This window comes from Pseudomonas fragi (genome assembly GCF_025426255.1).
Lineage (GTDB): Bacteria > Pseudomonadota > Gammaproteobacteria > Pseudomonadales > Pseudomonadaceae > Aquipseudomonas > Aquipseudomonas kulmbachensis.
This window is the reverse complement of sequence record NZ_CP104861.1, coordinates 3,425,877-3,450,159: the sequence shown is the minus strand read 5'-3', so window position 1 is coordinate 3,450,159 and position 24,283 is coordinate 3,425,877. Positions and strand designations below refer to the sequence as shown.

Below are 24,283 nucleotides of genomic sequence, written 5' to 3'. Positions count from 1 at the left end.
TCGTTCCTGATTTATTAGCATAAGCTAATGAAGATTAAAAATTTTTTTCTGCCTTTCGAGACAACCTTTTCCACCCCCAAAGCTGTACGCAGGTTGCTGCGCTTATTCGCATGGCTGCTATTATTTAGCATGATATCAGGCGTTTGTTTCTACCTAAATTCTTGTTTCAATGACGAACTTTCCAAGCGGCGGCGAGAAATGAGTCGTGCTATTTATGACGCTCAGATATATTTTCACAAGCGCGAGGCCATGCTGGTTCATATGAATCGCTCTTTAATGTATAGGGCAAATGATTCAAAACACTCTGCGATGGCTCTGGTGGGGCAGCTTGAAAAATATAAATACACTAATATAGCCTTGGGTGAGTTAGGGGGTGATTGGAGTATTTTGTTATCCGGCCGTGACTTGGCTGATCTAGACAATTTAGAAGTAGGTCTGCTTTATGTGGCTGCTGATAAAGCGTTGACAGTGAGTTATCTCCATGGCCGATTTGATAGGCATTATGCAATACCTTCAAGCATACTTGAGCAGCTAAAAAATATAGGGTTTGAAGATAGTCCCGAGATAATTTGGCTTGCAGATGCCAATGATCCACTATCTCGAATATACCTATTCTCAAAAATAGACCATGATGGAGGTTGGCTTGGGATCAAGCTCAATGGAGCTGATGTGAAGGAGGCAATTGGAAGTAGGGATGTTAGTGGGTACTTGTTATTAGACAGTGATTTTCGAAGTGCGTCAGGGGGCTCTATTGGGTTTAATCTTGAACAAGAAGCTAAAGAAGTTGGTTTTTTAAAAGATGAGGTTTTTGGGCTTTCTGGGACTGGTTTCTTGCCTGAATATTTAAGATTGGTTAGGGCGATTGAAGGGTCGAACTGGGCGCTAGTATATTTTGTTACTTTAAGTGATCTACTGTCGCCATTATGGGGGGTGATAATTGGTGGAGTGCTGGTGTGTCTTGTTAGTTCTTGTGTTGTTTGGTTGTTGGTTCGGCGTATTAATTTACGATTGGTTATTCCTGCGCAACGGCACTTTGAACAACTCATCGAAAGTGAACAGTTTTTTCGTGCAATAATAGAAACTGCTCCTGTTGCTCTTTGTGTGTTACGCCGTACTGATGGCACGGTTGTACTAGAAAATAGATTGGCAAGTCAATGGTTGGGCGACGGTGTTAATCGAAAGCGATGGAGTAAAAGTTGGATAGAACAGGCGTTTTGTACTCATGAGTCTGGTCGCTACGAAGAAGTAGAAACTGTAGGTGGAGGGCACTTATATTTAAGTTTTGTACCAACACGTTATAGTGGTGAAGATGTTGTATTTTGTGCATTTAGTAATATCAGTATGCGTAAACAAATAGAAGAAACTCTAGCCAAAGCAAAGGAGCTAGCTGACTCTGCAAATGAAGCAAAGACGATATTCTTGGCGACTATGAGTCATGAAATTAGAACTCCGCTTTATGGTGTTCTAGGGACGTTGGAGTTGTTAGGTCGCACAGATATGACATCCCAGCAGCAAGCATATTTCCTGGCGATTCAGCGATCCTCGTCGGTATTGCAGCAGTTAATTAATGATGTTTTAGATGTTTCAAAAATTGAAGCGGGACAGCTAATCCTTCAGGTGGAAGAGTTTAATCCTGTAGAGTTAGTTGAAGATGTCGTGCATGCCTATGCAGCAGCGGCTTGGAGCAAAAAACTGCATCTATATGCATGTTGCGACCCACAATTACCTACTGTGTTGAGGGGGGATGCTGCTCGGATACGACAAGTGCTTAATAATTTATTAAGCAATGCAGTTAAATATACGGATCATGGGCATATAGTCATACGAGTGCGAGTAGAGTCGAGGGATGCAGAGCGAATATCAATACTTTGGCAAGTTGCGGATACCGGGGTAGGGATTGCTAAAGAGGATCATCGTCGTTTGTTTGATCCTTTCTATCAGACAGGAAGTCGTGCATATCTACCTGGTGGGACGGGGCTTGGACTTTCCATATGTCAGAGACTAACGCAGTTGATGAATGGCGATATTCATGTGGTTAGCGAGCTTGGTTTGGGGTCTAGCTTTATGCTAACTCTTGCCTTGGAGGTTGAGTTAAATACTAATGAAGCCCTACTCGGACTGCCGCTACTCCCTCCTCAGCCTATATTTGTATATTCACCAGTGCGTGAGCTTGCAGCTAGCATGTGTGGTTGGTTGAATAAATGGGGTGCGCTAGCGCAAGTTGGATTGGCAAGTGACTCAAAAAACTACGAGGGTTTAGTTCAGCTTGAACTAAGGCCGTATAATGATGAATCCACTATCGACTGGGACGGATCTCATGTGGTGGCTTATGCCGATGGATATAGCAATCCACAATTTATTGGCGGGAAATGGCGTGTGAGTATGCATAGCTTGTATGCAATTTATCAGGCGATAAAGCTATCTATGGGCAAGGCTGTAGAGCGGCATGACACGATTGAGCGTGAAAATAAGGGTGAGCAGTTAAATTTGAGGGTTCTTGTGGCTGAAGATAACCCAATAAACCAACTTGTACTTAAGGATCAACTTGAAGCTATAGGGTGTAGCGTAGTTATTACATCGGATGGTAATGAAGCGCTAAGCCAGTGGGTAGGTGGTGAGTTTGACATAATACTCAGTGACATCAATATGCCTGGGATGGATGGTTACGAACTTGCACGAGAATTACGCCAAGCAGGATGTATAGTTCCAATTATTGGTGCTACCGCCAATGCTGCACTTGAAGAGAGTGACCGGTGTCTGTCTGCAGGGATGAATCTTTGCCTGGTAAAGCCTGTGAACCTGAGTGTGCTATATAGCACCCTGAACTCACTAAAATAAGAGTATCACACATGTCAAATTTCCAAGTTCTCATCGTTGAAGATCAACCATTTCAGCTAGCATATTTAGAAAACCTGTTTAGAGATATTGGCGTCAAAAAAATCGAATTGGCTGAGAACGGAAACGAAGCAATGATGAAGTTGGAGAGTCAAGGGTTTGATTTGATTCTTACTGACTTAATGATGCCTGAGCTAGATGGAATTCAGTTTATTCAGAGGTTGGCGGAGCTTGAAGTGAGGCCCGCATTGGCTATTATGAGTACATCTTCTCGAAAAATAATGGCAGGTGCGTGTTTAGTTGCAAATGCTCTTGGGATCGATGTGCTTGAGCAAATCTCAAAGCCAGTGATGCCCAGTGCGATTTCAGCTCTCATGATAAAGCTTAAAAATTTAAGTAAGGTAAGACCATGTAGTGTGCATACGTCTCGGAAATTTAGTAGGAAAAGGTTACTGTCTGCTATAAGTAGTGGGCAGTTACAAGCTTGGTTTCAGCCAAAAAAATCATTGCAGAATGGAAGTATTGTCTCTGCCGAAGCGCTAGTACGCTGGGTATGTCCTGAGTTAGGTATATTACAGCCTGGGCAGTTTCTGAAATCGATTGAATTAGCTGGTCTGGAGGAGGAGCTTCTTTTTTTAATGATCGAACAAACTGTTTTGGCCCAGGCATGTTGGTTAGAGCAAGGGTTTCAGGTGCCGGTGTCAATAAACTTGTCTCCTCATTTATTAGATCGTCAGTATTTACCTGATCTGATTTGCGAGCAGGTTATTCGCTTTGGCGGTTCCACAAAAAATATATGTTTCGAGTTAACCGAAGATACTATGCCTTCAGTCCCCAGTAACTATGTCGCAGGTGCCTGTCGCTTGCGGATGAAAGGTTTTGGGTTATCTCAAGATGATTTTGGTAACGGCTACAGCTCTTTTTATAACTTGGTAGCTACACCGTTCACAGAACTTAAAATTGATCGTGCATTGATTTATAATTGCGTGGAGGACGAGGGAGTTGCTAGTGCTTTGAAAAGTATTATTAAACTAGGTCGAGAACTGGGTTTGGATGTAGTAGCGGAAGGGGTGGAAACGCAAGAGCAATTGGCCTTGCTGCGTCAGTTCGAGTGCCATGCAGTGCAAGGTTTTTTCATCTCAAAGGCTATACCTCCAGACTCATTCATGAAAATTTTATTCGATGATAACCCTTTAGGTTATACTAAACCATCATAAGGAAGGTCGGTTTGTTGGAATGCGCTGACCTTAGAGGCTTGTAAAACTGGCGTCGTGCAGTCAAACAGACTCCTGAATTTGGATGGCTAAGTATGCAATACGATAATGCACCGATACGTAAACTGGCGAAAACCTCTCTCCGACTTAATATATTATTAATCTGCTTTGTATCTATAGCGATAGTCCTTGTAGGTACTTGCTACTGGGCGCTTTGGCGACTGGCTGAAGAAGATAACGAGAAAGTTAATTTTCATTTTTCGCGGTTAATTGGTGATATCCGTGAGCATGAAAATTTCCTCACTCGTGTGGCACGACAAAGTGATGAGGCCGTGCAGCTATTAGATCATCATGTTATACCATGGCAACAAAAAATTTTATATAAGAACGACTCCTTTTCAGTATTCGAAGGGAGAGAGTTCTCAATAGCTATGCCTTTCACTGTGGCTATTCCTAATGCACCTCAAAAGGAAGTTAATGATACAAGTAAAGGCCTATTTTCACTAGGTGTATTGTTGGCTGATTTTTATAGTTCTTATTGGGCAACTTCAAAGTATCCTGCTGCACAAGCAATCATTTTAGATTTGAATAGTGATGTTAGTCTGGCTGTTCCTTCGATAGACTCTTTCCCTGGCCACGTGGCGCTTAGTCAGATTACATATGACCAGGTAATTGCCCGTGTGCTCGGAAGAATAAAAGTACAACCGCCAACTAAAGATGGTAAGTACGTGCAGTGGTCGGGAGCTGAGCGCATAACTCAAGACGTATCAGGTACTGAGTTAATGGCTTATATATCGGCAGATATTCCAGATGCCTTATGGCTAGCAAATGACCAGAAGCGTCACGTAATTGCCGTTTCACTACTGGATTTAGCGCGTATAAATGACTATACGCAAGTACTGGATAGAGCTATTTTTGACGAAATGGAGTTGCGTACTCCAAAGGGTGAAGTATTAGTTGGCAAAATTGGAGGTGTGGAAAATCTCAAGGAGGGGTTGAATTTAACCGCTCGCGGGATGTTAGTGAAGGTAGAAAGTTCTGAAGGCTGGGTTGGGTATTACTTAATCGGATTTAAGAGCTTTTTACGCTACTCAGGTTGGCAGTTATTAAGTTTTTTTACTCTGTTATTAGTGAGTGTTCTGGGTAGTATTTTATTGTTTCGATGGTACTCGTTAAAAGTAGTAGCTCCTGCAAAAAAAGCACATCATTATATAGTTGAGAGTGACTCATTTAGTCGAAAGGTTATTCAGTCGGTTCCAATTGCGTTGTGCGTTATACGTCGAGACGATGGTAAGGTTGTTTTGGAGAATCGTCTAGCATTGGAATGGTTGGGTGATAGAAGTGATATCGCCGAACTGAGCAGGGAATTAATTGTAGATAGTGATGGTGAGCCTTTAGTTGGAGATCGCGAAGTATATGCAGACATAAAAGGTCGTAGTTTGAGAATCGTTTGTGTGCCAGCACGATATAAAGGAGCAGATGTTACACTATGCACATTCAATGATATAACGGCTCATAAACAAGTCGAAGCAGCTTTGGCGGCCGCAAAAAGAAATTCCGATGCTGCAAGCGAAGCTAAGACAATATTTCTTGCCACTATGAGTCATGAAATAAGAACACCTCTGTACGGTGTGTTGGGAACATTAGAGTTGTTGGGGTTAACACCGCTTACATCGCTGCAACGCGGGTATTTTGAAACAATCCAGCGTTCTTCCTCGACGTTACTACAACTAATTAGTGATGTGCTCGATGTGTCTAAAATTGAGTCAGGTCAGATGGCTCTAGAATCTGTTGAATTCTCGCCTATTGATATGATTGAAGATTTGATGCAGTCGTATTCAGCATCAGCACAAGCCAAAGGTATTCAAGCCTATTTTAATATTGATACGAATGTACCAGGCATAGTTTGTGGTGATGCATTCAGAATCAGGCAAATACTCAGCAATATTCTAAGTAATGCAATAAAATTTACCGACGTAGGTCGTGTGGCATTACGGCTAAAAGCTGTTCTTATGGATACGGGTTTAGTAACTCTGCAATGGCAAATAACTGATACTGGAATTGGTATTTCACAAGAACAGCAAGTTCAGTTATTTGAGCGATTTTATCAAGCGCATGGGCAGTCACACACCATCAGTGGAACTGGACTTGGCTTGTCAATTTGTCAGCATTTGAGTCACCTGATGAATGGTAGTTTAAAGGTTGTTAGTGAAACTGGTTTAGGAAGTAGCTTTACTTTTTCACTAAGTTTGGGCGTGATTAGTAATGAGCTTTCTAAAGAGGAAGACTTCAAGTTGCGGCCAGATATGATTTTTGTTCGTGCCCCTTTTAAAGAGCTGGCAGATAGCGTCTGTGGCTGGATTTCGCATTGGGGGGGAAGAGCTGTTAGTGTAGGTGAGACGCCAGAGAGTAATGATACTTCGATTGTTTTAGTTGATATCCTTTCGGACTATCTTCCCCCAATAACGTGGCCTGGAAAAATAATTTCGTGTGTAAGTATAGGACAGGTTTACCCGCAGCATGCAGCGTCGGGTTGGATGGTAGGGATGCACTCATTAAAAGCTATCGGTCGCGCACTAACTTTGGTTCAAGGTGGATACTTGTTGCCAGAGCCAAATTCCAATAAAACAATACTGAAATGGGGGGATCTCGGGTTGAAGGTGTTAGTTGCAGAAGATAACCCGATAAATCAAGTTCTTCTAAAGGAGCAACTACAAGAGTTGGGGTGCACTGTAACGCTTTGTGCCAATGGTATTGATGCGTTACAGTGTTGGAGAAATAGTGTCTATGATGTGTTGTTAACAGATTTAAATATGCCATTTATGGATGGCTGTGAATTAGTTAGTGAAATCCGTAAGCAAGATACGCGGTTACCGATAATAGGTGTTACAGCCAATGCGATGCGCGAGGAGGGTGAGAGGTGTATGGCCGCTGGGATGACTGCCTGGGTTGTGAAACCAATAAGTTTGACTAATCTGTACGAGTGTTTGCGAGGAGTTTGTGACCGTAGTGAAGTGTCGACGAATTGTAACGAGAGGCTAATTGATAACTATCCGGCAGATATGGATGAAGATGTTATCAATGTATCGGAACGAATGAGGCCACTATTTTTACAAACTATGTCTGATGATGTGAAAACAGCAAAAACCGCACTGAAAGATGGTGATGGTAAGAGTGCGCGACTAATGCTACATCGGATTCGAGGAGCACTTGCTGTAGTCCAGGCACATTCTTTGGTAGCACTCTGTGCGGTGGCAGAGGAAAAAATATGTGGCGAAACTATGAGTGCGGATTTGACTGTATATGTAGATGGTGTGCTGGATCAGATACTAATTGCTCTAGGCAGGGTTTAAATACCTAGCTGAGCATGCTTATCGATGATATATAGTATTTAAATTGGAGCAAGTAGCCCTCATGAAGAAATTAAAAGTAGTCTTGGCGGATGATCATCCAATAGTACTTCTTGGTGTGCGAGAAATTATAGAGCGAGCCGGTGAGTATTGCATAGTTAGTGACGTCTCAAATTCGAGTAGCTTGGTAGACTCGATTGAGATGCTAGCCCCGGATGTTGTAGTGACCGACTATAATATGCCCGGTGATGACACCTATGGGGATGGCATTCAATTAATTGAGTATCTGATCCGGAGATATCCTGCTCTAAAAATTGTTGTTCTTACTATGATTGATAATCCCCTAATACATACGAGACTCTACGAGCTTGGTGTGTGGGGCGTTGTTTTGAAGAATGGTGATCTGAATCAGATATTGGTTGCCTTGAAAGCGATAAATCAATCAAGAATTTACAGGGCTCCTGCTTTAAATGAATCAGTAGTGCCGGCTGTAAAGAATAAAGATATTGCCTGCCGTATCGATAGCCTCACAATTAAGGAATATGAGGTCTTACGAAGTTTTTTCTCTGGTATGAGTGTCAGCGACATAGCCATACAAAATAACCGTAGTATTAAGACTATAAGTGCTCAAAAAATGTCAGCTATGCGAAAACTTAATGTTGGAACCGATCAAGAACTTTCAATATTTTGTGCAAGCTCTGGGATGTTTTTCTGATCTATGTATGGCGCTGAACATTAACCTTGTTGAGGTTGGCGCCTTATTTCTGTTTCGATAAAAGTGTGACTGTATTTTGTAAATGTATTTTGATAATGGGATAAGCGCTGAGGAATTTCAAGGTGCTCGGCCAGCTCGCTGCCTAACTCGTTTCAAATATAACTGCGGAAAGCTGATTGTTGAAACTAGGGCGGTGTTTTGCATTGTGATAATCTCGATGTATTTAGCACATTTCTGCGCTCTGGAGTGCCCGCGCCACCACAGACACTTTCCACCCTCAAAGTCCTCAGGACTTACGCTACCCAGATGAGTCTGACGGTGCGTTCTGTTGTAAACATCGTATGGCACAAGCCAGCGAGACCATCACCCATAACTTTTCATGAGTTTGTCGTAGCTCGTTAAGTGTTCGGCCGACACACCTTCCTGATCGCAACGCTTAGGGCGAAGGTGCTCACCTAATTTTAAGTGGACACCATTTCTAGCCTTTTTAAGCTGACTCCCCATGCCACAAAAACGTCGCTCCGATTCCTATTTCAAATCCTTCAAGGCCCAGGTCATTGCCGAATGTGCGCAACCTGACAGCTCGATTGCCAGTGTTGCTCTGGCTCACAACCTTGTTCATAAGTGGATTCGGGTGCATGAGCATAAAAACCAGGCACTGCAATCTGTCTTTATTCCGGTAAAGGTATCGCATTCGACATTGCCTCAAGCTCTTGCTGCAACTATCCGCAACGAAGTCCCCATTCGAGAGGTGTGGTCGTTGTGAGTTGGCCGGCGGATAATGCATCGGCGTGTACCGCTTTTTCCGCGGCTTACTGCGATGATCCGCATCGACTCCATCTGGCTCGCCCCCGAGCCCAAGGATATTCGCGCGGGCACCGACACCGCGCTGGCGCGGGTCGTGGCGGTGTTTGGTAGGGCTAGCCGTACTGTGTTTATATGTTTGCCAACCGCCGCGCCAATCTAATGAAAGTGCTGGTGCATGATGGCGTTGGCATCAGGCATCAGGCATCAGGCATCAGGCTGCCGGCACGTCGGTTGCATAAAGTGCGGTTTTTCTGGCCCAGTGTCCGACACGGTTCAGGACTTGAATTAGATGCCGAGCAACTTCAGGCCCTAGTGCTCGGATTGTCGTGGTAAAGAGTCGGCACCGGCGGTGTTATTACCGTGCTGTAAAGCTCTGCCACGGCTAGCTCGCCAGCACAATTGTCCGATCAGTGTATCTTCGCCTAACGCCCCCTATGGCAAAATCAGCCGCATGACTTCCGCCCCAAATCTCGACCATTTTAATCCTGAACAACTGCGCGCTCTGGCGGCGCAGTTGATGCAGCGCGTTGAGACGATGGACAAGCAAATTCACCATCATAAACGGTCAACGAGAAGCTGGCCCATGAGATAGCACTGCTCAAGCGTTTCAAGTTTGCCAAGCGCAGCGAGCAACTAAGCCCGGCCCAGGCCAGCGTGCTCGATGACCTAATCGACACCGATATCGCAGATATCGAAGCCGAACTTGAGGCGCTGCATCGATGCTGCTTGAGGCAAAGTGCGCCAGCAACCCTAGCGCACTCCGTTGCCAGCACAATTTTCTCGTACGCAGATCCACCATGAACGGGATAACAGCCATTGCAAACGCAGCTGCGCCCTCAAGCGCATCGGTGAAGATGCCAGCGAAAAGCCTGACTACACGCCCAGCATATTTATCGTCGAACGTCACATCCGTGGGAAATGGGCATGCGAACAGTGCGAAACGCTGATCCAGGCGCCGGTACCGGCGCATGTCAACGACAAAGGCATTCCGACTACGGGGCTTCTGGCCCATGTCATGGTGGCCAAGTTCGCTGACCATCTGCAACTGTACCGTCAGGATAAAATCTTCGGTCGTGCCGCCTGACAATCGCCTGTTCGACCTTGGCGCAATGGGGCGTGAATTGCGGGGTGCAGCTACAGCCAATGGTGGATGCGTTGCGCGAAGCAGTACTCGAGCATGGTGTGATCCACGCCGATGAAACTCCGGTACAGATGCTGAGGCCGGGCCCCAAGAAGACCCTCCAAGCCTACGTATGGGCCTACGCTAACAGCCAGATCTCAGACCTGGCGGAGCTAGCAGCGACGGCGAACACGCCCGAAGCTTCCTGAACAACTGGAACGGCAAGCTGGTCTGCGACGAGTTCGCCGGTTACAAAACGAGCTTCGAGCTGGGCAGCCGTGCTCGGATGTAAGTGATATCGGTCATCCAAGCCTTGTTCGGGGCGTTGACCGTGAGCGCTCGATTGAATGAATTGTGGGCAATGATAGCGGGGGGGGGGCGTTTTGATAGGGCGAGAGCCTTTGTAGCACTCTAAGTGGTTGGATTAAATTCGTGTGCATCAACGCGGCCACTCGGTGCTTACCGCCAGCTTCACCTACTCACAAAATAGGTAAACACACTCCGCGTAGCACAGACGCCTCGGCTGGCAGCATAGGCGTTGCGGATAAGCCCTAGAACCGCGCGTTATCGTGTTTTCGATCAGAATCCAGCGTTGGGGCAGTAAATTTAAGGCATGAAGATGTCTGTGAAATTAGGAAGGGATCAAAACGTAATGCCGCATTTTCAAAAAAACAAAAACGTGCGTGATTGTAGTGGTCAACTAATCCCGGACACGACGTTAAGTTTTTTCTCGGCCTGAGCCGGTGGCAGCCCACCATTAAATTGGTGCGGTCGAATCCAGTTGTACCGGTGCATCAAAAAATGGCTGATATCCCGCTGAGCTTGTTGGACTGTCGCGTAGCCCATGGTCGGTATCCACTCAGTTTTCAGGCTCCTGAACACCCGCTCCATCGGCGCATTATCCCAACAATTTCCTCGCCGGCTCATGCTCTGACGCATGCGATATCGCCAAAGGCGCTGGCGAAAACTCCGGCTTCCATATTGCGAGCCCTGGTCGGAGTGGAACAGCAAACCCTGAGGCTTCCCTCGCTGCTCGTAAGCCATGTCCAAGGCCTTGATGACCAAGTCGGCATCCGGCTTTCCCGACAACGCCCAACCCACAACACGGCGGGCAAAAAGATCTAGCACAACCGCCAGATACTGCCATTTCCCTTGAGCCCAGATGTAAGTGATATCGCCACACCAGACGTGGTCAGGAGCGGGCACATCAAACTCTCGGTTCAAAATATTAGGGATGTCGGGCCGCTCGACCGTCGCCTTTTTGTAAGCATGCGATCCCGGTTGTTTGCTGACCAACTCCAGCTCGCGCATCAGGCTGCGTACCTTGAATCGCCCGATCTGCTCGCAGTCGTCCTGCATCATGGCCATGATGCTACGGCTACCGGGAGCACTGCGGCCTTGGGTGAACAACTCGCTCACCCGACTGCGCAATCGAAGGCGTTCTACATCCGGTGTGCGGCGCCTGAGACGCCGAGCGTAGTAGCACGAGCGGGTCACTTCAAACACCTTGCACAGCCAATCAACCGGCTCGTGGATGCTCAACTGGTCAATCAGCGCGAACGCTCGAGATCTTCCGACATCAAGAGCGCGGTGGCCTTTTTTAAGATCGATTTTTCCCGCTCAAGGCGAGTAATTCGGGCTTCCAGCTCTTGGATTTTCTGCTGCTCCGGGGTCAGCGCTTTGCTCTGCGGGGTGACGCCCGTGCGTTCTTGCTGCACCTGGTCGACCCATCGGCGCAAAGCCGACTCGCCGACACCAAGCGAGCGGCTGGCCTCAATGAAGCTGTAATCCTGCTTGAGAACGAGGTCGGCAGCCTCGCGTTTGAATTCAGGGGGAAAAGGTACGGCGTTGTTTGGTCATCTGACACCTCGTTCTGGCGAGCATTCTCGCCTAAATGGGTGTCCGGTTTCATTAGACCACTACAGATGCCATGCGTCATGGGTAGGAATTAAATGGCGTAAACGCTGCTTTATATCTAGGAACACCCTGCAGATTCAGAGTTGTCTCATATCGAAAAAGGTCGTGGCGAAAGATAATAGCTGGGAGATAAAGATTCTGAATGTATGTGATGAACATATAAAGAGTTTGGTGTGCTTGTCTCATTCATGGCTTGTTAAGTGAACTCAAAAATTTAAAGAGTAACGTAATGAAAAAAAGTATTTTTGCTCTCGCGCTGTCTGCTATCAGTGTTGCTTCCTTCGTTCAGACTGCAAACGCCTCTGATGGTCAGATTGACTTCACCGGCAGTATCGTATCGACCACATGCAAAATTAATGCTGGTAGCGGCGAGAACTTCACCGTAAACCTGCCACCTGTTTCTACAGCTTCGCTTGCTGATGTAGGTCAGCATGCCGGTACCACTCCATTCAGCATTAAGCTGACTGGCTGCGCTGTAGATGCTGGCCCTGTACAAGCACATTTTGAATCTGGCGCAAGTGTTAACCCTCAAACCGGTCGACTTATAGTTGACACGGGTTCGGATAATGCTGAAAACGTAGAGATTGGCCTGGTTAACGTTGAAAACAGTCTGCCTATTTCCGCAGGTGCTGCCAATGGCAGCCAGAATACTGAAATTGTAGATATCGATGGCAGTGGTGCAGCAACGATGAATTTTGCTGCTCGCTATGAGTCGTTGGGCGGTGCAACTGCAGGTGCTGCTAATTCGCGTGTTCAATACACTATTGTGTATCAGTAATAGTTATTTTGCCGTGCCCCTTTTGTTTTAGGGGTGCGGTATTTTTTATATGTGAATATCTTGCTAAGTCTTCTCGTGATGTAGAAGTTTTAGCAAGATATTGTTTAATCTATTAAGTGTTAGGGAATATAAGGTGAAGTTTCTTTTAAGAAGCACGGTATTCACGATAATCACTTGTGTTTGTCAGATCTTCTATCAGGCGCAGGCGAGCGTTGTTGTTTCGGGAACTCGTGTGATTTTTCCTGGTCAGGATCGTGAGGTTACAGTAAGGCTAACCAATAACGGGCTGGCACCTGCTTTGGTGCAGGCTTGGCTTGATGATGGCTCAGCTAATATAACGCCTGATAAGATGGAGGTACCGTTTACCGTCGCGCCCGCGATATTCAGGCTAGACACTAATAAAGGTCAGGCGTTACGGTTGATCTATACGCAGGAACCATTAGCGCAAGATAAAGAATCGTTATATTGGCTTAATATTCTAGAAGTTCCACCCAAATCCCCGGAGGGAATGGAGTCCAATAACAAGCTTCAGTTAGCATTTCGTACGCGAATCAAGGTCATATACCGTCCGAAGGGGCTTCTTGGTAGTGTCAAAGAGTCGCCGGGTAAAGTTCAATGGTCTGCCGTGCGCGCGAGTTCGGGGGAGGGCTATGTATTGAGGGCGTTCAATCCAACGCCTTACTTCGTTAACTTGGGAAAGGTGACCTTGAAGATCGGCAAAAAAGAAGTCTATGCTGGAGCAGACTTTGTGAAACCTGGTGAGACTCAAGACTTTCTACTTGATGGGGTTTCGGTACTGCCAGATATTTCTTCAGTAGTGAGCTTTGTTGCTATTAACGACTTCGGTGCGGGAGTGGTTTTAACTAAGAAACTAGAATAGAGCACATGATGTGCCTTGGTTGTGGTGATGTTGGTGGTTTTGTTGTTTGTTTATATGAGTTCCCCAGCTTAGAGTTATCTAATAAGAAGGCCGTGGGTCTGTTCTTGCGCGCTTAAACGTTGCGCTTGTCTTGTGTAAGGTGCAATAAAGATGCTTAGTAAAAGCTTGAAAGATATTAAGGTTCTCTTTGGCTTCAAAAAAGTGATTGGCGTCATTGTTTTTTTGATTCCACCAACTAGCCTGGTCGCTGCACCGAATGATACAAGAGTTACGCCCACTGTAAGTTCTGACCTGGATGTAGAGTTTGATAGCAAATTTATTAGTCAGGATGCTGGGGGAGCTGTAGATCTATCACGCTTCAAGCAGGGCGGTTTCGTCATGCCTGGAAATTATAGCGTCGACCTCTATGTTAATGGCGATTGGATTGGTCGCGCCCTAGTACCATTTAAAATTTTACAAGGCGAAATTAAAAAAAATGCGCAGCCTTGTTTTGATAAAAAACTATTATTGCTCCTAAATATTGACTTTAAAAGTATTCCTTCGGATGTAGTGCAAGCCCTTAATGATATTAATACGTGCTTTCCTATTAGCGAAATAATTAGTGGTGCTGCTAGTAATTTTGCGCTGGATGATCAACGCCTCGACCTAACTATCCAGCAAATATCGCTGAGTAGAAGTCCACGAGGTTATGTGAGTTCTGAGTTTTGGGATAAAGGAGTAAACGCGAGTTTTCTCGGTTATGATTTCAATCAATATCGTTATAGTGCGCATGGTCAAGGTGGGCAGCAAACTTTTAGTTATTTGGGTTTGAATGCTGGGGTGAACATTGGCGATTGGCAGCTTAGGCATAATGGTTCATACAGCAAGAGTAGTGGCGCTAAGTCGGATTATCAGAGTCTAGAATCCTATGTGCAAAGAGGTTTGCCAGTAATATCATCTAAACTTGTGTTAGGTGAAAGTTACACAACGGGAGAGCTTTTTGACTCTACCCGGTTTCGTGGTGTTCGCCTATTCACAGATGATCGTATGCTGCCTGATTCGCTACGAGGCTATGCACCGACAGTGCGCGGTGTAGCAACAAGTAATGCTAAAGTGACGATAAAGCAAAATGGCGTTACTATTTACGAATCTACTGTTGCGCCTGGAAGCTTTGAAATTAATGACCTCTATGCTACAGGGTATGGTGGTGATCTTAACGTCTATGTGAGAGAGGCTGATGGTAGCGAGCACTCATTTTCGGTGCCGTATGCTGCCGTCCCCTTATCTTTGCGGCCAGGTGCTAATCGTTATAGCGTAACTGCTGGTAAGTTGATTAATCCGAACATTTCTAACGATGTGACATTTACTCAGTTGAGTTTGCAACATGGCTTTACTAACCTGTTTACTGGATATGCAGGTATTAATGCTGCGCAAAATTATACTGCAACGATGTTTGGTGGTGCTTTTAATACTTATATTGGGGCGTTCGGTTTAGATTTAACCCATGCTCAGGCTAAGTTTGAAAAAAGTTCCGACCTCAAGGGGCAAAGTATTCGAGCCAGTTACTCCAAGAGCGTTATGGAAACAGGAACTAACGTAGCTATCGCGGCATATCGTTACTCTACGGGTGGGTACCTTGATCTAAATAGTGCTCTACAGCTGCGTGAACAATTAGATCGTAATCAGGGCTTTGATACTATTTTGCGCCAACGAGATCGTGCGCAATTTACGCTTAGCCAGCGACTTGGTGAAACCCGTGGTCAACTTAATGCAACTTCATCTGCAACCAGTTATTGGAATCGTGGTGGTTCGGATGTGAATTACTCATTTGGTTATAGCAATAGCTTTAAACGTGTTGCTTATAGTTTACAGGTTAATCGTGAGTACCTTTATAATGGCGCCACGGATACTCAGTACTATTTAAGCCTCTCCATGCCGTTAGGTACAGAGAGACCTTTATCGCTGAGTTCTAGTATGACTAGAGACTCAAATGGACGAGCACAAACTCAGGCGACATTGTCAGGCGCGCTGGGTGATGAGAATAGGTTGTCCTACGGAGTGACAGGAAATCATGCAACTGATAGTGGCAACACCTCCAATAGTGGAAGCGCGAACTTGTTGTATCGCGGTAGTAATGCTGAAGTTCTCGGGAGTGTAGGTGCCGGCTCCGGGTATAGACAAGACTCTATCGGTATAAGAGGTGCGATGGTTTCGCACTCTGGTGGTATTATTTTTTCGCAGCCCATCTCTGATACGTTTGGTATTATTGAGGCAAAAGATGCTAAAGGTGCTCGCTTGCTTAACTCATCCGGTGTCGAGGTTGGTAGTTCGGGTTATGCCGTAGTTCCATACCTTACGCCATACCGTATGAACTCGATTGACCTTGACCCACACGGTTTATCTACTGATGTAGAGTTGCAAGTTGCAAGTCAGCAAGTTGCTCCTGTTGCAGGCTCTGTAGCAGTAGTTCGTTTTGCAACAGTTTCAGGGCGAGCTGCGATAATACGTGCGAAGCAGGATAGTGGTGAAACACTACCTTTTGGCGCTATTGTTATAGATGAGAGTAATAAGGAAGTTGGTGTGGTTGGTCAAGGTAGCAAGATCTTTGCTCGCGGCTTGAACGATAATGGTGAACTTACTGTGAGATGGAATGAGGGCAGGCAGTCGTTTTGTAAAGTCAAGTATGTATTGCCGTCTCGACCTTCTGATGTGATGAATAGTTATCAACAAATAGATGCTGTGTGTAGATTGGAGTCTTCTACTCGTGAGTAGATAGATTGATGCTTGAAGTGCTAGTTGGTCTGTAGGAAGTATGGTTGTTATGTAGGTGGGTATTCAGGCTGGCTATGTGTAAGTGTATTAACTAAGTTTTTTGGTTTCTCGGACTTGAGATAAGTGCTTGGAGCCTTCCAATTTATCGTTGGATTATTTTATGAAAAAATTTATTGCATTGTTGGATTTATTTGCTGTCGGTTTTTTATTAAGCATATTGTCTTCGCTCGCGCATGCTGATATTGCTCCACAATGTAACTATGCTATTCCTGGGCCAGGTACAGTTAACTTCGATTCTGATGTTCCTGTGGGGAGTTTGCTTTGGGCAACCAATTATACAGTTGCGGTTGTGAACTCTGGTCAATGCGGTTTGTCATTGTTACGTGTGTTTACATTTGAATTTACGTTGCCTAGCCTCGGTGGTAAATTGCATGATACCGGCATTCCTGGGGTTGGAATCAGAATGACATTTACTGGGGGGGCCGACTGGACACATTTGCCTTGTAATCCAGGAGAGTGGTGGCCAACTTCATGCTCGCACGTGATGCCCGAGGGAATGCCGACAGCCCATGGTATACGAATTGAGCTTATCAAAACCGGGGAAATTGGTACGGGTGGTACACTGCAAGGGATGTTTGCACGTTATTCGGCGTTCGGTGTAATGGGTGGTAGGATTCTTGCCACTTATAACTGGTCTGCGCCAATTATAATAAAACCTAGCAAGCCCACATGTACGGTAATCAATCCGACAGTCTCGGTTTTTCTAGGTCGTACTCCAAGAAATGAGTTTAATGGAGTCGGAACTTTTTCGATGAGTAAACCTTTTAGTATCGATTTGCGTTGCTCAGAAGGAGATGCAGAGTCAACATTTAGTGTGTATACAACTCTCACAGATCAAACTGATTCTGGTAATTTAACCAATGCATTGACTCTGACAAATGACTCTACTGCCAGTGGAGTTAAAATCCAAGTCCTTAACGGCTCTACTGTTCTAGGATATGGGCCAGATTCCAAAGTTATCGGAAATCCAAATCAGTGGAGTGCTGGCACAACCGGTAACGGTGTTTTTATAATTCCGTTGTCTGCACGATACATACAAACGGATGAGTCAATTATTTCTGGCTCGGCAAATGGCCGTGCTACCTTCACAATGAGCTATCAGTAAAGTGAGTGATTAGTTTTCTGTGACGAAGATTTATTTCATTCTTCGTCCAAGCCATCGTAGAGTATTTAAATTGATGGATTGCATGAGGGTGTCAATGTATTTTGGCTTAGATCTACGTCAGTATATATGTGAAGTTGTGTTGGTTTTAAGTTTTATTATAGCTTTGATTTTTGTTATATCAGGGTAAGCGTAGCAAGCAGTTGCCTGTCGCCCGTCTAGGTGAAAGCGAGGCATCGGTTTCTGTTTCGCTAAGCTGTTCAAGCAATATTGTTGTATACGAGATGACGCTTGAGACAAACAAGCGTGTCTTTCAGGGAAATAGAAGTTAAAGCTTTTAAATTTATATCAATGGAATAGGAGTTCTTATGAAAAAAATCATTAGCGCATTAGTAATGACTGGTTTTTCTAGCGTCACTATGGCTGCTGATCTCGGCCCATCTTGCACCGAGTATTTCAAAAAACTTGATGAGGTTGTGGCTGCCAGTCCTCATGGCGAAGCAATGAAAACTCAATATGATACTGTAAAAAAGCAAATGGCAAGTATGCCTGGTGAAGCACAAGAAGCAGCATGTAAACAGGCTGCAGACCTGATGAGTCAGGCGATGGCAAACATGCCTGCCAAGTAATGTATTCTTGCTGATAAGTCACATGGTAATATTTATGTGACTTAACCTTCAGCTTTTTATAGGCTGTTATGTTGGTTGGTGTGCGGCTATGCTGCATGCCACCAGCTTTTTTTGTGGTGTGTATCTTGTTTTTCGGATTTCTAATTTTCAAATAAAGCTTAGCAGTATTACTTATATATTAAGAGTAGTGCTTAGGGTGTTATAAATTGTACAGGATTGCTATATGAAAGCTATGCAGGTAATTCCATATAAAATGGAATACTCAATTCTTGAATTAATCTTCGGTCTCATAGGGCCGATTATTATTATGATATCTATTTTTTATCCAATCACGGATATGAAAATAGGAACCCTATGGCTTCATCTTCCGCCAGGTGTAGCTAACGGAATTCTCACCATACTGGGGGTTTTTATAATGTATCTTACAGTTGGATCGCTTTTTAAAAAGCGTGCGGCTAATAGTCAAGGCGCCAGAATTGTTTTGGATGATAATGCAATAAGCTTCACCACAGTTCAGAAGTTTTGTGGTGTGCAGACTACAGTAAGCTATGACGCAATCGACAAAGTTGTTATTACACATATTCCGGAAACAAGTACGTCGGTTGAAGAGAAAATGGTGGAGATTAGCATGCCATCTCGGACACCAAAGAAATTTGAGTTTGACGCTATTCATATGGCGAAAGATTCGGATTTTGAAGTTCTTGTGCAGACGCTTAAACATCGAGCTGCTAATGCGGTCTTCGAAGTAAATTGACGCGAGTTATGTGAGCATTTTGAAAAAATTTTTTGATATTATATTTGGGAAAAAATATAGAAAATGCCCAAGTGAAGCGATGATCTATAATGGCGAAAAGCGAGCCCTCCAAGCGGGGCTCATCAACTCCGAGCAGATCATGGCGTACTCCGATAGTTACACTACCGGGCTTACTGGCGACAATCTGAGCGACGGACTTAGCTCAAGCTGGGGTATAACATCCCCGCAAGAGGCAGTTGAAACACTAACGGCACTCAGTGAATCTGGACACCGTTATTTTTACGACATAATTTATCGAGTCTACAGTGAGGGCGCTTCCGAAGGCTCTTCTCAAAAAATCCTAGATGCATTGGTAGAAAGTGGTCGATACGGCAAGCCTGAAACTGTGCATAAGTGGATTCTTGCGACGGAACAATCAGAGGAAAAAGACCTCATTTTCTTCGAACTGAAAATCGCATTGGGGATGTTCGAAAATCTGAGTTCAATTTTTCGAGTCCTCAAAGATAAGGTCAACGGGTCTTATGGTTCAGAGGACTACAGCGCTGGTATCCTTGCATGGGATCTGGGCCGCCTTGTTACGGTTGCAAGGATGTCATTTGATTGCGGATACCTTGAGCAGCATGAAGTTAGCCAGGTTCTTGCGCATGTAGATAGACAAGTGCAAGTGAATTTTTCATCTTGGCCTCAGTTTGCCAAGAGCTATATTATTGGCCGGGCGATCTGGTCAGGTCAAAATGTGACGTTAGGTGGAATTATCGGCATTGCTGAAGATCTTATGACTGATAAACATAGCCCTTGGGTTTTGTCACCGCTTTAAGTTACTGATTAAGACTTTTTTGATTGTGGGCATAAGCCAATTGCCGTATCTGAATGTGCTCCTGTGGCCTAATGACCTAAGTATGATGACTATCATTAAGGTGCATCCGATTTTTAGCTGCCGTTAGTCAGAGATAGACAACGACCAAAAGCAGTCAATCAGATGCATACAAAATACCTAGGGCTAGATTCATAATCTGGCGGCGCGTTTTTCCAGAAGCTGAAGTAGTTTCGTCGTATCTCAACCAAGTATTAGCGATAGGCAAAAGATACCGATCGATTTAAATTTTGTATCGTTCGTGATGTGACTGGCCTGATCGAGATCGCCGCCCAAGATATTTTAAATATTGAAAACATATAATAATGTCGGCTCTGATCTGATAAATTAGCCTGCAGTGTCCAGACATCAGTTCAGCGTAAACTCGAAATCTACGTTCGCGGTGAGCCTGTGCCGGGTTTCTATTTCATTAATTTCCCCTCAGCCGGCTTCAATCTAGTTACGCTGGATCTGAGTCGGTTGCTGGCCACGTGTGGTCATATGCGCCTGAATTCTTTGGTGAGAGAACCTGATCGCAATCGATGTTCAGCGCTCTATTTCCCGTTACAGGCGTTGCACTACTCTATGCTTTAGGGGCACAATTTAAAATATGTATTTTATTATCTTAATAAGCACCCTTTGTATGTCCTTTTTTTGGGTGACTGGCTGCGGCAATTCAGAGTTTAGTCGGCTCGCCCCGAAAGATAAATTACCCGTAGAGTTCTCGAACTATCAATACATAGATGATATTTCAGTGTTTGAAGGTGGTTATGTTATTGAGAGGTTTAAATATTCTGCGCCTGGGAGGATGCGCTACAGTATCAACAAAAGTAAAGATAACGTAATTATTGAGGTGGTTTCAAGTATTGATGATCAGACAAGGAAGTTTTCCTTTTATAAGCTTAGTGCTTTAGGATGCATCATTGGTGAGCATAACTTCATACAAAGTACTTTGGTTGCGCGGCGCTCGGGGACAGAGGAACTGGTGGGGGCTTCATTTTTAGTTAATAAAGTAAACTCTTATTATACTACTTGGCCGGTGGATGGCGATAGACAAAGAAAACCATTTGTTCCAATCAATAAGGATTTGGCTTGGAGCGCAGAGAAAGTTGATGCGTACTATGCAGCCATATTAGAAAAGGCAGCAAGAGTTGATAGTTTTATTGAGTTTGAAGCAGTTAGTGTCAAAGAGAATAAAGCACGTACCCGTGTTGTGTATTATTTAAATAGTACAGGTCGTTGGTATGTTTTATTCGGCGATTCACTGCGTGGTGGATATACTGGAAAAGGATTGCACTCCGGCGAAAATATTATATTTAAAGATTTTGGAAGTGGTGTGCATTTGAATGAGGAATATTCGCCACCAGCCAATATAACTATTCCTTACTTTCAAAAAACAGATTATAGAAAAACAGTTTCCGCAGGTGGTGGCTCAACTAACAGTGCTTCAAGTGTAAGCTATCACTTGGATGGTATAGGATATTTCCAGGTAGTAGTAAATGGGAGTGTTTTGAAATTTAAAAACAAAGGTGTTTTATCGCGCAGAGAGGGTGGGTCTCATGTATTTCCCTCCAAAGAAAGTTTGCTTTCTGGGTTTTCATATTATACAAGTCCTAGTTTAAAGTATTCCCTGCTTTTGGTAAATGACATGCTTTATGTGATTAGAGCAAAAAACTGTTTGGCCGAAATTTCGGAGCGGTAGATGGATGCATCCAAAAATGCTATTTTGCTCGTAAATCATGAGTGGAACGTTTTGTAGTATAAAATCCACCATCTCTTAGCTACCAAGCTGTTTAATCAGGCATTATCAGTGCCGCGCAACGCTCGTTCGATATATGCGCAGCGAAATCAACTCGCTACTTAGACTAAGCTGCGAAGGGCGATAAAGCTTCCCTAACTACCCTTGAACGCTAAGATCTGTATGATTCGCCATTTAGGGAGCAGCAGGGGATAGCGTGCGTAGATCGCGCAAGCGGTGTTGATAAGACAGGGTGGCGGGTAACGGCATAGGTTTTCTTGATTTCTTACGGTTCCGAGTTAGTGGCCCGCACTGTGTAAACCAGTAGCTCAGGGTATAGCGTACCAGTGTAGGGGGAGGAGTTTCCCCAGGTACAGAAAAGCCCCCGCACTTGGCTTGAGTGTGTGGGGGACATAAGCGTGTTTTTCGCAAATCGATCACTCGCTAGCCACGCGCAGACCTGAGTGGTTTTGCCCACGTGCGCGGACTGAAGAGTTTATTTCCTTACCATCCTGATTGATGATGGCTTTCATCCTAGGGCTGGGTTCACTTCTGTCCTTTCGATTCGTCATTTATGCCATTTCCCCAACGGCTATAGCTGTGCGACCACTCTTTGATCGCTGGCTACGTGTACGCGCTTTTACAGAGACCAGAAAGTAAAAAAGATGGGCGGGTTAATTGCCCGTCCATCTCCATTCTGGATCTAAGGTTCCTGATCATATGCAGGTTTACGACTTGTCTTCAGGGAGAAATTACAGTGATTAAATAACTTCCAGATAGCACCGGTTTGCCCGATCTATCCACCAGACCGTATTGTTGATTGTAATAGCGGCCGTCTGAACTGCCGCTCGCTAGCAACTTGACTTTGACGCTGGAATACTCGGCAGCTCTAACAGCGCCTGCCGATTCAACTTTCTGCACATTGACCTCATTGCTAAATATTTGGCGCGGACATCTTTGCAACTCAAAAGTCGAACTAACTCTTACATTGGTAGTACAGCCCGACTCTACAATACTGCCGTTAAACTGAATAACGCCCTGGCCTAATGGTGTAGCAGCCAAACTACTACTGCTCAATACAAAGAGCAGGATTGCACATATTGCTAATCTGTTATTGTTCATGCTGAAGCTCCTTTGGGACTTAAGGAACGCATTGACAGTTTTGGCACAGATCGTGAGTTTTGCTTCGATACAGCTGTTTTTTTTTGAAAAAAGTGATCTGACACACATTAGTTGCAAAGAGCTTACGCATGATGGAGCGGGCGCGCATTCCATGCGCTATAAGCACACGCTATCTATAGTCTGCTCGGCTTTGGATCACAGAGGGATATCGGTCGCGAGCATTCTGTCACGCAATTCATCGGCCCATTAGGGGTCAGTGTGTTGCGGAACAATGCTTTGTACTCATGTGCTTTCACATCGTACTGCACCACTAGATCCTTTATGCGATAACTATTGCGAGTCACGTTGGTTTAGGCTATTTCGAGCTAATGGATAAAGCCATACCAGATGCATTGGTAAAGCGTTCATTGACTGTCCCCGCAACCCCAATTGGGCAATGAACGCTTTCCGATACACCCGCGTGCTGGCCTACTATTCGATCTTGTACATATTGGTAAACCCTCTACTACGACCATCCCTTCAAACAGAAGCATTTTTCTCTGCGGTGGAGGTGGACACCTGCCCAGTGAGCCATACATCCCGCACTCCCTGCGTGTACCCAGTGTAATTTCCGTATTTATCTCAGTAAGGCGTGGAACCAGTCTCTCTGAATTGGCCCTTACTCTCTAGACGGTTAACGTTTTCACTCAACCTCAGCCGATAGCGGTCGTGCGTTATAGCCTCTCTCTACCCGTAGCTCTTACTTGTTACATTTAATAAGGCTTTTGAACAATCAAGTTCAAACGGTGCCAGTTTAGTGGGCCATTGGGTGTTTGTGTCATTATTTGCGTCTCTCTAAGATGAGTTACTTCCAGCCCCTTGCACATCCGACGGATGTCCTGCTCGGAGTGGAAGGTCAAATGGGGAAGCTTCGACCAGCCATGCTGGGTACCAAAAAAATGCCCGACAAATACTCCCCCTGGCTCGAGAGCATGTAGAACCTGATCCCAGAGTTGCTTAAAGCTTTTCGGCCGACAAAAAGGCAATGCCAATCCGGCGTGGATTAGGTTTGATCTAGGTAGAGCAAGTAAACATTCAAAATCCGAGAGGCAAGTAGTCAGTGTTCCGAGATAGGGCCCTGAGCAGTTTGCAATCGTGCGGGTAATGGCCTCTGGCTCGTTATCGACAGCCAGGACATCCCAGCCCGACAGCATAAGCTGCTGCGCTTCCATCCCTGCGCCGCACCCCAAATCTACGGCTTGGCGAACGGCTGCCTTGTTGCCAGCAAGGTTCATCGCTCGGGCTAGCAGAAGGGAAGGGCCTCGACGCTCGGCCTCATCATAAAAAGCGTCCCAGCTAGTCATGGATAAAACATCATAATTTCTTGAGTTTGTTGCAAATCAGTTTTCATTCGAACTCCTTTTCATTGTTTTCTTTCTGCAGGATACGTTGAGCGTCTTTTTGTGGATAGGTGAAATGCAGCTCTGGCCGGAGTGTAGCCACTCGTGATAGGCCGTTATCTGTCATAAGCAGCCTCTCGAAGGTGTCTAAAGCAGCCGGGGGCGATTCATACCATAGAGCGAAAGGAAAGGTCTGATGTCGAACGATTAAGATTTTTCCAGTCTCAAAAAATGGACATCACTCTTTACCAGGAATGTCAGGCTTTTACTAAGAGTTTA

The 24,283-nt window shown here is 45.0% G+C and carries 17 protein-coding genes and 2 pseudogenes; 16 read left to right on the top strand and 3 right to left on the bottom strand.

Annotation, left to right across the window (positions count from 1 at the left end; genetic code table 11):
• The first annotated feature begins 27 nt into the window (after nt 1-27).
• From N7D90_RS15950 to tnpC, 8 genes and pseudogenes are all read left to right on the top strand, one after another.
• A complete protein-coding gene (locus N7D90_RS15950; protein WP_261738911.1) occupies nt 28-2,838 on the top strand; it encodes an ATP-binding protein in 2,811 nt (936 codons plus the stop codon).
• An 11-nt stretch (nt 2,839-2,849) separates the two neighbouring features.
• Nucleotides 2,850-4,052, top strand: coding sequence for an EAL domain-containing protein (locus N7D90_RS15945; RefSeq protein ID WP_261738910.1), 1,203 nt, complete (start codon nt 2,850-2,852; stop codon nt 4,050-4,052).
• Nucleotides 4,053-4,144: 92 nt separating this feature from the next.
• On the top strand, nt 4,145-7,402 hold the full coding sequence (locus N7D90_RS15940; RefSeq protein ID WP_261738909.1) for a hybrid sensor histidine kinase/response regulator: 3,258 nt from the start codon (nt 4,145-4,147) through the stop codon (nt 7,400-7,402).
• A 61-nt stretch (nt 7,403-7,463) separates the two neighbouring features.
• A complete protein-coding gene (locus N7D90_RS15935; RefSeq protein WP_261738908.1) occupies nt 7,464-8,114 on the top strand; it encodes a response regulator in 651 nt (216 codons plus the stop codon).
• 502 nt (nt 8,115-8,616) lie between these two features.
• The gene (locus N7D90_RS15930; RefSeq protein WP_261738907.1) at nt 8,617-8,880 is read left to right on the top strand and encodes a transposase; all 264 of its coding nucleotides are present in this window, start codon (nt 8,617-8,619) and stop codon (nt 8,878-8,880) included.
• 54 nt (nt 8,881-8,934) lie between these two features.
• Nucleotides 8,935-9,081 (top strand): hypothetical protein, encoded by a 147-nt coding sequence (locus tag N7D90_RS15925; RefSeq protein ID WP_261738906.1) that lies wholly within the window; start codon nt 8,935-8,937, stop codon nt 9,079-9,081.
• On the top strand, nt 9,054-9,254 hold the full coding sequence (tnpB, locus tag N7D90_RS24710; RefSeq protein ID WP_410011853.1) for an IS66 family insertion sequence element accessory protein TnpB: 201 nt from the start codon (nt 9,054-9,056) through the stop codon (nt 9,252-9,254). The genes N7D90_RS15925 and tnpB overlap by 28 nt, the downstream gene beginning before the upstream one ends.
• Before the next feature lie 118 nt (nt 9,255-9,372).
• Nucleotides 9,373-10,315 (top strand): annotated as a pseudogene (gene tnpC / locus N7D90_RS15920) (IS66 family transposase); the annotation flags it as partial.
• 422 nt (nt 10,316-10,737) lie between these two features.
• Here tnpC and N7D90_RS15915 read toward each other — a convergent pair.
• Nucleotides 10,738-11,901 (bottom strand): annotated as a pseudogene (locus tag N7D90_RS15915) (IS3 family transposase).
• 286 nt (nt 11,902-12,187) lie between these two features.
• On the opposite strand from N7D90_RS15915, the gene N7D90_RS15910 reads away from it, so the two are divergent.
• The 8 genes from N7D90_RS15910 (at nt 12,188) to N7D90_RS15875 (ending at nt 21,467) form a co-directional block, all read left to right on the top strand.
• Complete coding sequence (locus tag N7D90_RS15910; RefSeq protein ID WP_261738905.1) at nt 12,188-12,736, top strand: fimbrial protein; 549 nt, start codon at nt 12,188-12,190, stop codon at nt 12,734-12,736.
• Nucleotides 12,737-12,869: 133 nt separating this feature from the next.
• Entirely contained in the window at nt 12,870-13,616 is a 747-nt protein-coding gene (locus N7D90_RS15905) for a molecular chaperone (protein WP_261738904.1), read from the top strand.
• A 150-nt stretch (nt 13,617-13,766) separates the two neighbouring features.
• Nucleotides 13,767-16,367 carry a fimbria/pilus outer membrane usher protein gene (locus tag N7D90_RS15900; RefSeq protein WP_261738903.1) on the top strand — a complete coding sequence of 867 codons (2,601 nt, stop codon included), beginning with the start codon at nt 13,767-13,769 and terminating at the stop codon, nt 16,365-16,367.
• Nucleotides 16,368-16,527: 160 nt separating this feature from the next.
• Entirely contained in the window at nt 16,528-17,532 is a 1,005-nt protein-coding gene (locus N7D90_RS15895) for a fimbrial protein (RefSeq protein WP_261738902.1), read from the top strand.
• Nucleotides 17,533-17,897: 365 nt separating this feature from the next.
• Nucleotides 17,898-18,158 (top strand): DUF5339 domain-containing protein, encoded by a 261-nt coding sequence (locus tag N7D90_RS15890; RefSeq protein ID WP_261738901.1) that lies wholly within the window; start codon nt 17,898-17,900, stop codon nt 18,156-18,158.
• Nucleotides 18,159-18,381: 223 nt separating this feature from the next.
• Entirely contained in the window at nt 18,382-18,912 is a 531-nt protein-coding gene (locus N7D90_RS15885) for a hypothetical protein (RefSeq protein ID WP_261738900.1), read from the top strand.
• Between the two features lie 10 nt (nt 18,913-18,922).
• Complete coding sequence (locus tag N7D90_RS15880) at nt 18,923-19,729, top strand: DUF1266 domain-containing protein (RefSeq protein WP_261738899.1); 807 nt, start codon at nt 18,923-18,925, stop codon at nt 19,727-19,729.
• A 679-nt stretch (nt 19,730-20,408) separates the two neighbouring features.
• Complete coding sequence (locus N7D90_RS15875; RefSeq protein ID WP_261738898.1) at nt 20,409-21,467, top strand: hypothetical protein; 1,059 nt, start codon at nt 20,409-20,411, stop codon at nt 21,465-21,467.
• Nucleotides 21,468-22,244: 777 nt separating this feature from the next.
• Here N7D90_RS15875 and N7D90_RS15870 read toward each other — a convergent pair.
• Nucleotides 22,245-22,625 carry a type 1 fimbrial protein gene (locus tag N7D90_RS15870; RefSeq protein WP_261738897.1) on the bottom strand — a complete coding sequence of 127 codons (381 nt, stop codon included), beginning with the start codon at nt 22,623-22,625 and terminating at the stop codon, nt 22,245-22,247.
• A 752-nt stretch (nt 22,626-23,377) separates the two neighbouring features.
• Nucleotides 23,378-23,968, bottom strand: a complete 591-nt coding sequence (locus N7D90_RS15865; RefSeq protein ID WP_261738896.1) for a class I SAM-dependent methyltransferase — start codon at nt 23,966-23,968, stop codon at nt 23,378-23,380.
• Between the last annotated feature and the right edge of the window lie 315 nt (nt 23,969-24,283).